7 protein-coding genes are annotated in these 10,629 nt (G+C 51.0%); 6 read left to right on the plus strand and 1 reads right to left on the minus strand.

Annotation, left to right across the window (positions count from 1 at the left end):
• The first annotated feature begins 248 nt into the window (after positions 1–248).
• Positions 249–3,359: a DUF1553 domain-containing protein gene (locus P8N76_25930; GenBank protein MDG2385137.1), complete on the plus strand. Its 3,111-nt coding sequence runs from the start codon at positions 249–251 to the stop codon at positions 3,357–3,359.
• A gap of 8 nt (positions 3,360–3,367) precedes the next feature.
• Positions 3,368–4,786: a DUF1501 domain-containing protein gene (locus P8N76_25935; protein MDG2385138.1), complete on the plus strand. Its 1,419-nt coding sequence runs from the start codon at positions 3,368–3,370 to the stop codon at positions 4,784–4,786.
• A gap of 54 nt (positions 4,787–4,840) precedes the next feature.
• Here P8N76_25935 and P8N76_25940 read toward each other — a convergent pair whose 3' ends face one another.
• The gene (locus P8N76_25940) at positions 4,841–5,716 is read right to left on the minus strand and encodes a hypothetical protein (GenBank protein ID MDG2385139.1); all 876 of its coding nucleotides are present in this window, start codon (positions 5,714–5,716) and stop codon (positions 4,841–4,843) included.
• Between the two features lie 410 nt (positions 5,717–6,126).
• Between P8N76_25940 and P8N76_25945 the strand changes: the two genes are divergently transcribed.
• The 4 genes from P8N76_25945 (at position 6,127) to P8N76_25960 (ending at position 10,596) form a co-directional block, all read left to right on the plus strand.
• Positions 6,127–7,002: an alpha/beta fold hydrolase gene (locus tag P8N76_25945; GenBank protein MDG2385140.1), complete on the plus strand. Its 876-nt coding sequence runs from the start codon at positions 6,127–6,129 to the stop codon at positions 7,000–7,002.
• A 485-nt stretch (positions 7,003–7,487) separates the two neighbouring features.
• Positions 7,488–8,372, plus strand: coding sequence for a glycosyltransferase (locus P8N76_25950; GenBank protein ID MDG2385141.1), 885 nt, complete (start codon positions 7,488–7,490; stop codon positions 8,370–8,372).
• On the plus strand, positions 8,369–9,382 hold the full coding sequence (locus P8N76_25955) for a Gfo/Idh/MocA family oxidoreductase (protein MDG2385142.1): 1,014 nt from the start codon (positions 8,369–8,371) through the stop codon (positions 9,380–9,382). The genes P8N76_25950 and P8N76_25955 overlap by 4 nt, the downstream gene beginning before the upstream one ends.
• 8 nt (positions 9,383–9,390) lie before the next feature.
• Positions 9,391–10,596 (plus strand): glycosyltransferase family 4 protein, encoded by a 1,206-nt coding sequence (locus P8N76_25960; GenBank protein MDG2385143.1) that lies wholly within the window; start codon positions 9,391–9,393, stop codon positions 10,594–10,596.
• Positions 10,597–10,629 lie beyond the last annotated feature (33 nt).

A 10,629-nucleotide genomic window follows, 5' to 3' on the forward strand; every position in this document is an offset into this window, starting at 1 on the left:
AGCTGATTTGGCTGAGACACCTCGTTACTCCTAAAAATCAGCAGTCGCGTTCCTTGTGACGCGGATGCTTCTAACGGTGAACAGGAAGGCGAGTGTGAACCGCTTCAGCGTTTGCTCGTTTATGTTAAGATGGGGAGGCATGAAGTTCTTTTTGATAGAACGATGTTCCGATGAAGGGTGCATTGGTGTAACTGGTCGAAAAGCTTCTACTCGACGTAAACGAGGGCGCAAGACCGTTGACTTTTTCCGTGATCACATCTTTGCTGAAGATCTGCTTTCCAGTTCTTATGCTGTCAGTGGTGGTTGAGGTTCGCGCAGAAGAGCGACTGGATTTCAACCGAGACATTCGTTCAATCCTTGCAGACAAATGTTTTTCCTGTCACGGACCGGACGCTCAAACACGGGAAGCCGACTTGCGTCTTGATCGAAAAGATGCAGCCAAGGGAGAGCGAGGTGGTTATTCGGTTATTGTTGCTGGGTCTCCTGATCAGAGCGAGTTGTTGACTCGTGTTCGAGCAGCTGATCCTGATCTGCGAATGCCGCCTCCTTTGTCTGGAAAACAGCTGACGCCGACCGAAAAGCAACTTCTAGAGCGTTGGGTTGCTGAGGGAGCCGAATATCAGACGCATTGGGCATTTGAATCGCTCAACCGTGCGAAGATTCAAGGCAATGCGATCGATTTCTTGATTCGTAGGCGGCTGGCCAAGGAGGGGCTCAAGGCTTCGATGGCAGCAGCACCTGCAACGCAACTTCGTCGTTTGAGTCTCGATTTGATCGGACTGCCACCGACGATTGCGGAGACCGATCGATTCTTGGGAAATCTCGAGCAGAATGGACTCGACCTAGCTTATGAAATGGCCGTTGAAAGGTTGTTGAATTCACCACGATACGGTGAACACATGGCATGGTCGTGGTTAGAAGTGGCCCGATATGCGGATACCGACGGTTATCAAAATGATGGGCCACGTGAGATGTGGCGGTGGCGAGATTGGGTGATCCGTGCCTTCAATCAGAATTTGAAATTCGATCGATTTACGATCGAACAATTGGCGGGCGATCAACTTTCCGAACCGACACCGGATCAGCTGATCGCGACCGGTTTTAATCGCAACCATCGCTACAATTCGGAAGCCGGAATTCCCATCGATGAGTTTCTCTTGGAGAACGCTGTCGATCGTGTGGATACAACGTCCACGGTTTGGATGGGACTGACGATGGGGTGCGCGCGCTGTCACGATCACAAGTTCGATCCACTGAGTCAGCAGGAATACTATCAGCTGATCGATTATTTCAACGATGTGGCAGAAAGCGGCAGGGCAATCAAGTTCGGTAACTCCGAGCCATGGATCAAGACGCCGACGGTCGAACAAGAGACAAGACTTAAGCAGCTTGATGCCGATGTCGAATTATCGAGACAGGCTTTGGAGCAGGTGGAAACGGAAATTCAAGCCTCGCAAGCCAAATGGGAAGCAGCGACAGATTTCAGTCAGCCCTTGCTTACTCATGGATTGCACGCTCACTGGACATTCGATCGAGAACGAGATGAGCAGTTTTCGACTGCTACGTCTGCCATTGTACGAGAGCCGGGGCTGTTTGGTGATGCGGTGCATGTCGACTCCGAACATCACTTAGCACTAAAACCGATCCACGGTTTGATCGGGGACGGTCGATTTACCATTGCGTTTTGGATGAAGCCAGCCGATGTTCAGCAGGGAGCGGTCATTTCAAACGAAGGTAACAACACCGTACGCGCCGGCAATCTGGTGGAGTTCGCCGCAGGGCGTTTGCGCTGGCATATCATCGGACGTTGGATATCTGGGGTTCAGGCTGTTGAGACGCGTCAAAGTTTGCTGGCTGACCAATGGGTCCATGTCGTGTTGGCGAACGATGGTACACAACGGGCAGCAGGTATGTCCATTTATTTGAATGGTGTGCTTCAGCCTGTTGACGAAATCTACAACACGAACAGCAATAAGATCGATCCCAAGCAACAGAGTTTGATGCGAGTGGGATTCAGTCATCATGTTCCTGAATGGCAAGGGGATATTGACGAATTGCGCTTCTACGCGGGTCGAACATTGTCGGCTCAAGAAGTGGAATTGCTTGCAGTGCCCCATTCGCTCCAGGCAATCGCAGCCAAGCCAATTTCGACTCGTTCAATTGCTGAGCAACAAGTCTTGCGTTCAACCTATCTCGAACAGACCGAGAATGAATCGCACCGAAAACTGCTCGAGGATTTGCGCGTCGCCGAATCAAAACGCAGTGACTATTTCGATCGTTTACCAACCACAATGATTATGCGAGATTTGGTCGAAGGGAGACCCTCGCACGTTCGCCAACGGGGTGTCTACAACCAATTGGGCGAACGAGTCGAGTCGGGAGTGCCGTCCATCTTCGCCCCGCCTCCCAGCGACGCTCCTCAGGGAAGGTTGACGTTCGCTCGCTGGTTGGTCAATGACCAACATCCGTTGACGGCTCGCGTGACGATGAACCGCCTTTGGCAGTCTTTCTTTGGTCGCGGAATTGTTCGTACACCGGGAGACTTTGGGTCTCAGGGATCGCCACCCTCGCATCCAGAATTACTCGACTGGCTGGCGGCTGAGTTCATTGATAGTGGTTGGGATTTGAAATGGATGGTTCGTCAAATCGTCCTCAGTCAAACCTATCGGCAGTCTTCTCGGTTGCAGACAGTTCATCGAGAGCGGGACCCAGAGAATTTGTTGTTATCGCGAGCGCCTGCCATTCCATTAGCCGGAAATGTGCTTCGCGACCAAGCGTTGGCCGTGTCTGGCTTGTTGGTGGAAAAGGTCGGAGGTCCATCCGTGAAACCTTATCAGCCGAAGAATCTTTGGCGGGAGGCGAGTAACTTCACCTATCGCCAGGGGAAAGGTGATGATCTGTATCGTCGCAGTTTATACACTTATTGGAAACGGACCCTCGCGCCACCTACCATGGCAATTCTCGACACGGGGGACCGGGAGTATTGCACGGTGGAACCAAAACGGACCAATACTTCCCTCCAAGCTTTAGCGCTGTTGAATGAGGTGACCTTCGTCGAGGCTGCCCGAAAACTGGCCGAACGAATGTTGTTGGAGGGTGGCGACTCCGATCCGCAACGCATCGTGTTTGCCTTTCGGACTGTGGCCGTTCGATTTCCCTCGAAACGGGAGCAGAAAGTCTTGCTGCAAGCTCTCGAGGATTATCGGGCGGATTATCAAGGTCAGCCCGAACTGGCTGCAGAACTGTTGGGCACAGGGGATTCGAAAGTCCATCCGGAACTGGACAAAGTGGAACTGGCCGCCGCGACGGCGCTGGCAAATGTTCTGTTAAACCTCGATGAAGTGACGACTCGGGAGTGATCTCAAAGATGAATGGCAGGGAAGATCAATTGGCTTTGCGAGCTACCCGTCGACAGTTTTTGCGAGCTTCGGCACTTTCGGTGGGTGGGATGGCTCTATCGCACCTGCTGAATCCGGAACCCTGCCAGGCCGAGTCGCCGGTGATGCACGCTCCGAAAGCGAAACGTATCATTTATCTGTTTCAATCAGGCGGCCCTCCTCAGCAGGAAACGTTCGATTACAAACCACACCTGGAAAAAGTTCATGGTCAGGAAACGCCCGCATCGGTCTTGAATGGCCAAAGGCTGACGGGAATGACATCAGGGCAGACCTCTTTTCCAGTCGCCAGTTCCGCCTTCAAGTTTCAGCAGCATGGTCAGAGTGGGCAGTGGATTAGCGAAGTGATGCCTCATTTGGCCAAAGTGGCGGATGATCTTTGCATCATACGTTCCATGCATACGGAAGCCATTAATCATGATCCTGCCATTACGTTCCTCCAGACGGGTTTTCAAATTGCGGGACGACCCAGTATCGGAGCCTGGATGAGTTACGGGCTGGGGAGCGAAAACGAAGACCTTCCCGCCTTTGTAGCCATGCTTTCTGGCGGCGGCGGACAGCCGCTTTATGATCGATTGTGGGGTGCTGGATTTCTGCCGTCGGTTCATCAAGGTGTGCGTTTTCGGTCCGGTAAGAATCCTGTTCTCTACTTGAACAATCCTGAGGGAATGAGTGACGGATTGCGTCGCAAGACGCTCGATCATCTTGGGCAATTGAATCGATTGCGACTCGATGTGACGAACAATCCCGAGATTGAGACGCGGATTGCTCAGTATGAGATGGCCTATCGAATGCAAACTTCAGTTCCCGACTTAACGAATGTCGCAGATGAACCTCAAAGTACCTTTGATCTTTATGGTGAAGACGCGCGGAAACCGGGAACCTATGCGCACAACGCGCTGATTGCTCGACGGTTAAGTGAACGGGGAGTGCGTTTTGTGCAGCTGTTTCATCGAGGTTGGGATACGCACCGGAGTTTGCCTAGCCAGTTACAAAAGGCTTGCAAAGCTACCGATCAAGCCAATGCGGCACTCATTGCCGATCTCAAACAGCGAGGACTTCTGGACGAAACGCTTGTCGTTTCAGGCGGGGAATTTGGCCGGACCGTTTATTGCCAAGGAGAACTTAAGAAGGAGTCGTACGGTCGGGATCATCACCCTCGCTGTTTTTGTATGTGGGTTGCCGGTGGAGGATTTCGCCCGGGTCTGACCTACGGGGCGACCGATGACTATAGCTACAATGTTGTCGAAAATCCGGTCAGTGTTCATGATCTGCATGCCACCCTCTTGAATCAAATGGGTGTCAATCATGAACGACTGACCTACAAGTTCCAGGGACGCGATTACCGGCTCACTGACATTCATGGAGAGGTGGTGAAGCAGCTGATCTGATCGCTTGAACAAAAACACGATTCACGCAACGTGCTGCGCATGCCTCCCTGTTCGCTATCGAGGTTTTGCGCGAACTGCTTCCCATGCCACATTCGACCTTAAGGCGTAAACGTGGACATGGGGACGGAGGTCGCGAGTGCGACCCGGACGAAGCCGGAACTCTACCGTATCGTCGGATTCAGCATACGTGAGTTTGTCCTGCCCAGAGCCTCGCCAAGCAAAAACAAGTAGGAACTGCTTGTCGAAGTTAATCTCTTTGTCGATCTGCTGCAGGCCGACCGATGTGAGATATCGTTCCGCTTCCTGTCTCGTCTTGATTTGGATCGGTTCAAGTAACTTGGCCACGGCAAAGACTTCAGGAGTCGTGGGCAAATTGTCTAACCTGATGACGGCTGGAATTTCGGCGGAAGGTCGCTGCTTTTTGTTCGACAAAAACGTGTCGTCTCCTTGGCCATCCTTGCGACTTAACACAATAATCACTGCGTCCTTGTTTATCAGTTGTAAATAATACGGGTCGACCATTTTTCCCGACACGGAAACCAATACCGGTGTTGGTTGTTGCAGTCGCTGCAAGACCGTTTGTGTGTCGAGAGGCTTACCGGCGACGTCGACCACCTTGGAGTCCGGGATCTGTGACAAAGTTTGAAACCGTAAAACGCGAGACATTGGTTTGACTTGCGTGACTACCTCATTGAAATCCGCAGTCTTGGTGTTGGAATTCGCGTTGAGTTGACGTCGGACAATTTCGTAGCGAATGGCAGGAATGACCAAATCAATTCGGTAAGCCGCTGCTTGACCGTTGTTGTTAGCCTTTGCTGTCGCCACCGCGACAACCGGCGGGATATCTCTGGGCAGACTTGCTTCGTTTTGGGATTTGGCGACTGACGAAAGAGTCAGGCTGAAACAAAGCAATGGGAATAGTTTGAGCATGAGGTCTCGAATCTCTTTTGAGAATAGTCCGAATGGTGGTGGAAACGTTTTTCAACTTGGGAAAGTATGCGTCGCAGGACGGATTTGTCTCGACACGCTCGTTTGGCATCGTGTGCGATCGAATCGGCTCCGAATCCCCTTCAATCCTAACGAAACCTTCTGAGGAATTCGAGATTGCGGCTGTAATCATCGGGAAGGTGGCCCATCAAAAAAAGGAAACGGTCGTTGGCTGGCTGCGAAGCGAGGCGGATTAGAGGATAAAATATGGACACGCCCATTTGGGGTCTAACGACGTTTTGGGCGAGAAGAAAAATCAAAAACGCAGGCGTCAGTTGCATTTGAGCAAACAAGACGATCACTGCTTTGACAAAACATGTCGGTAATTTCTTGCTGGGACGAAGGAGGAGTAGATGGAACGCTACGTACGGATTGTCGGTATCGCTTGGTTCGTTTTCCTGCCTCCTATTTCTCTCGCGGAGACGGCGCCGGGCGACGATTCACCGGTCATGCGTCTGCTTCAAACACCCGAGAAGACTCGGTTTGGCCTGTTTGGTGAAAAGTCTGATTCACCACTTCCAACGTTGTTTGTGTTTGCTACAAGCGTGGACGATATGCGCAAACTTCGCGTTTATTCAGAAACGGGCCGGTTGCTAGCGAAGCAAGGGTGGCTGTACGTGACGATGGACCCGCCTTGCCACGGTTACGATCACCGTCAAGGTGAGCCGGCCAATCTGGAGGGCTGGGCACATCGCGTCAAATCCGGGGAGGACTTGACCAAACCGTTTGTCAGTCGTTGCGTTGAGGTTCTCAATTATCTCGTTGAGCAGGGTTATACAGATCCGAAGCAAGTAGCAACCTGCGGCACTTCGCGCGGTGGTTTTTGTGCCCTGCATTTTGCCGCTGCCGATTCCCGTATTCGCGCAGTGACCTGCATTTCACCTGTTACTGATCTGTTAGCGCTGCGCGAATTTAAAGGAGTTTCGGCAGAACAAGTACGGAGCCAAAACGTTTTTGTGCTGGCCAAGAACTTGGCTGATACTGCCGTTTGGCTGAGTATTGGAAATAACGATCAGCGTGTGGGGACCCAACACTGTAGGAAAGCTGCAGATTGTTTTCAATCAACCAAACGTCGACAGCGGGCAGGGATACGTGCAGCACCCGTAGAAATACTGGTCAAACCGACTAACGGGCATCAACCGATTGAGAATGCGTATAGGTTGGCTGCTCAATTCGTATTGGATCGGCTTGCATCCAACGAAGAAAACAAACCCTCGCCTCTGCGCTGACTTACTTTCCTTCACCCAATGCGATTCGGTTCGCCCCGATGTCGATCGATAATTTTCCATGGTGCGTGTTCTGAGTAAGTGCTAACTGAATCGCGCGGAACGAAATATGTTGGACGCGTATCGCATCACCGTGTCAAAGTTGCTGAGGAACAGAAGTTTGATGAGAGCAGGCACGTAGAACATGACTGAGGGCAAGGACTGTTTCCTGTGCGCTGCAGACCGAAATGTGACTGGTTGAAGCTGGAGTGCGATGCCATGGCGAGTAAGAAACAGCCCCGGAATCCAAATATTCGGTTTGTGACGCTTTTTCGATATTCGATGTGGGGGATTACGGAGGATTTTGCTGTGGCGATTGTCCGCCGTGTTCTATCGTTTCGAAGGGCGTTCTTCGAAGTCTTTCGTAAGACATTATGGGGCCGGAAAGCAATTGTCATGTGGTTTTGGTGATCTTTTCTGTATTTATTCCGTGCACCGTTTTGATCCTCATGAAATTCTCTATTATTATTCCAACATGCGATCGGCCGGATCGACTAGATCACTGTCTTGTCTCGCTATCGAAGTTGGAATTTCCTACGGAAAATTTTGAGGTTGTCGTCGTCGATGACGGAAGCCAAGAGCCGCTCGACACAGTTGTTGGGGAATTCGACGACCAATTGAACATCAGCTTATTGCGAACAAGTAATCAAGGTCCCGCTGCCGCGCGAAACACGGGCGCCGAGCACGCGAAAGGGGAATTCTTGGCTTTCACGGATGATGATTGCGAAGCTGATGAAAATTGGCTGAATCGCCTTGATGATGTCTTCACTGAATTCGGCGAATGCATGATCGGTGGTCGGACGATTAATCGATTAACCAAAAATTATTTTTCTATGTCAAGTCAGTTTATCGTCGATCTTGCCTACTCGTTTTATAATCGTGATTGCAAAAATGCGAAATTCTTTGCGTCAAATAATATGGCATTAACAGCCCATCTCTATAAAAAACTTGGCGGTTTTGATGCTGACTTTCGGATTGCTTCAGAGGATCGAGATCTCTGTGATCGTTGTCGCTTTGAACGAAATCGATTGGTCTACGAACCAGAAGCCGTTATTTGGCATTCGCACAGCTTAAGCTTTCTTAGGTTTTGGCGACAGCATTTTCGTTATGGACGCGGTGCAGCCAGATTCCATCGTGTTCGAGCTTCGCGCGGATCGGGGCGGATTTTTCATGATTTTTCTTTCCACCTTTTTTTCCCGCAGTTGTTTCTGGACCGATGTCGGGAAATGAAATGGACTGACTGTGTCGTTTTGATTCCAATCCTGCTGGTCTGGCAATTTGCTAATGCCTTGGGATTTGGTTTCGAGTTCGTTGCAGGTGATCGAGTGAAATGAGCCATGACGTCATTAAAGTTGCGTTGGTGGGTTGTGGCCGGATTGCATCCTGGTTTCATCTGAAAATTCTGCAGCGGCATCCGTTGGTCCAATTAGTTGCCATCGCCGATGCGAGTCAAGATGCGTTGCAAGAGGCCAAAGCCAAGGCCTCCCAAGTGAAGACGTTTGTTCGGTACGAAGATCTACTACAACTTGACGATCTCGATGATGTCATCATTTGCCTGCCAACGCATTTGCATACCTCTGCCGCAATCGCCGCTTTTGCAGCAAAGAAGCACGTTTATTTAGAAAAGCCTCGTGCGATCAGTCCAGCGGAAGTGCAGCAGGTATTTCATGCTTGGCGAGCCAGTAATTGTCTCGGCATGGTTGGCTTTAACGGACGATTTCATCCGGTGATTCGACAGGCCAAGGCATTGGTTCAAAACCGGGCAATCGGAACGGTCACCTCGGTGCGAACCGTCCAGACTTCCTTCGCGAAATCCTTGCCAGAATGGCAAAAGAGGCGTGAAACGGGCGGTGGCGTTTTGCTTGATTTGGCAAGTCATCAATTTGATCTCCTGGCCTGTTTACTGAACACACCCATGACGGAAGTCATGGCATCGATTTGGTCGCAACGCTTTGAACAGGATTCTGCGATGTTGCAAATTCTTCAGCCGTTGAAAATCGGATCGAAATCATCGGGGAGCGGGGAGCGGGGAAGAATCGTGACGGATCGAATTGCTTCGACAGTTCACGTTTTTCCAATGGAGCCTACCTGCAGTCGATTGCAACGATCCTTGGAATTCTGGCGGGATTGTAGTCGGCAAATTTCTCGTTTAAGAGAGATTGTCGCTCCTGTGGCAGAACCCTCGTATCGCTTGGCGCTAGATTATTTCATCGACTGCGTCCGTGAATCTCGGGCGCCATCGCCTGATATTCTTGATGGTTGTAGAAATGTCGCTGCAGTTTTCGCTGAGGAGGAATCGGCAGAGACAGATGTGTGGAAGAAACCGGTGCCCAATGATGAATAGGAGGCCGCATGCGCATTCTGATGATGAACGACTTGGGAACACCCACGGGTGGTGCCGAGTTGATGACGCTTGCTCTAAGTGAGGCAATGCGACAGCGGGGGCACGAGACATTAGTCTTGACCAGTAATGCAGATAGCCATCCCGACATGTTTGGTGATGTGAAATGTTTTGGGGCCAAAGGCGGATTGGGCACGGTCTTGAAAATAGCGAATCTGTCTGCCTTACATGTTTTGCAGCGGACCCTGGATTCATTTAAGCCGGATGTTGTCCACGTACGGATGTTTATGACGCAACTGTCTCCACTGATCTTGAAGGCGCTTCGAAACATTCCGACCGTCTATCATGCGGTCAGCTACGAGACGTTGTGTCCAACCATCAATAAGATTCTTCCAAACGGTTCATTTTGCGAACATACTGCCGGTTGGATTTGTCGAAAGATGGATTGCCTGTCACTTCCGGCTTGGGGCGCTGCCATGGTTCAACGCCGACAGTTAATGGCCTGGAAAGACGAATTTGATCGTGTGGTCGCAAATGGGACTGTTCTCGCCAAGGATCTGGAATCCATCGGATTTTCAGATATTGAAATTGTGAGTAACGGCGTGAAAGTCATGCCACAGCGATCGACCCTGTCATCGCCTCCGACGATCACATTTGCCGGACGCCTGGTCTTTCTCAAAGGCGTCGATGTTCTGCTAAGGGCATTTCAGTCGATTCAGGCCGAGGTAGGTGACGCAAGACTCCAGATCGTAGGAGGTGGCCCCGAGGCTTGTAAGCTGAAAGCGATGGCCAACGATCTGTCATTAAGAAATGTTTCCTGGTTTGGGCAAGTTGGAAAGCAACGGGTTTCAGAAATTTGCGACGACAGTTGGATCCATGCGGTTCCATCACGAGTCGAAACCTTTGGGATTTCTGCAACCGAGGCAATGATGCGAGGAACTTTGGTGGTTGCCTCACGTGTCGGAGGACTTATTGACCAAGTCGAAGTTGGCACTTCGGGAATCTTGTGTCCTATTGCCGACGCTGACGCACTTGCTGCGGCCATGATGGCGTTACTTCAGGATCGTTCGCGTTGCGAACAGATGGGATTGGCAGCACGTCAACGCGCCCTGGAATTTTTTGCGATTGATCGATGTGCTGGAAAATTCGAGGAAATCTATCATCAAATGCGAGTTGGAACTTTCAAAACACCGAGGCGATCGACCGTTGGAACATAGCAGACTCCCGAGACCCCTTCTGATTTTAGGACT

This window comes from Pirellulaceae bacterium, assembly GCA_029243025.1.
Classification (GTDB): Bacteria; Planctomycetota; Planctomycetia; order Pirellulales; family Pirellulaceae.

What these genes read in the sequence shown, in the direction of transcription:
- P8N76_25935 (MDG2385138.1), top strand. Translation starts at nt 3,368, where the DNA reads ATGAATGGCAGGGAAGATCAATTGGCTTTGCGAGCTACCCGTCGACAG.
- P8N76_25960 (MDG2385143.1), top strand. Translation starts at nt 9,391, where the DNA reads ATGCGCATTCTGATGATGAACGACTTGGGAACACCCACGGGTGGTGCC.
- P8N76_25955 (MDG2385142.1), top strand. Translation starts at nt 8,369, where the DNA reads ATGAGCCATGACGTCATTAAAGTTGCGTTGGTGGGTTGTGGCCGGATT.
- P8N76_25945 (MDG2385140.1), top strand. Translation starts at nt 6,127, where the DNA reads ATGGAACGCTACGTACGGATTGTCGGTATCGCTTGGTTCGTTTTCCTG.
- P8N76_25940 (MDG2385139.1), bottom strand. Translation starts at nt 5,716, where the DNA reads ATGCTCAAACTATTCCCATTGCTTTGTTTCAGCCTGACTCTTTCGTCA.
- P8N76_25950 (MDG2385141.1), top strand. Translation starts at nt 7,488, where the DNA reads ATGAAATTCTCTATTATTATTCCAACATGCGATCGGCCGGATCGACTA.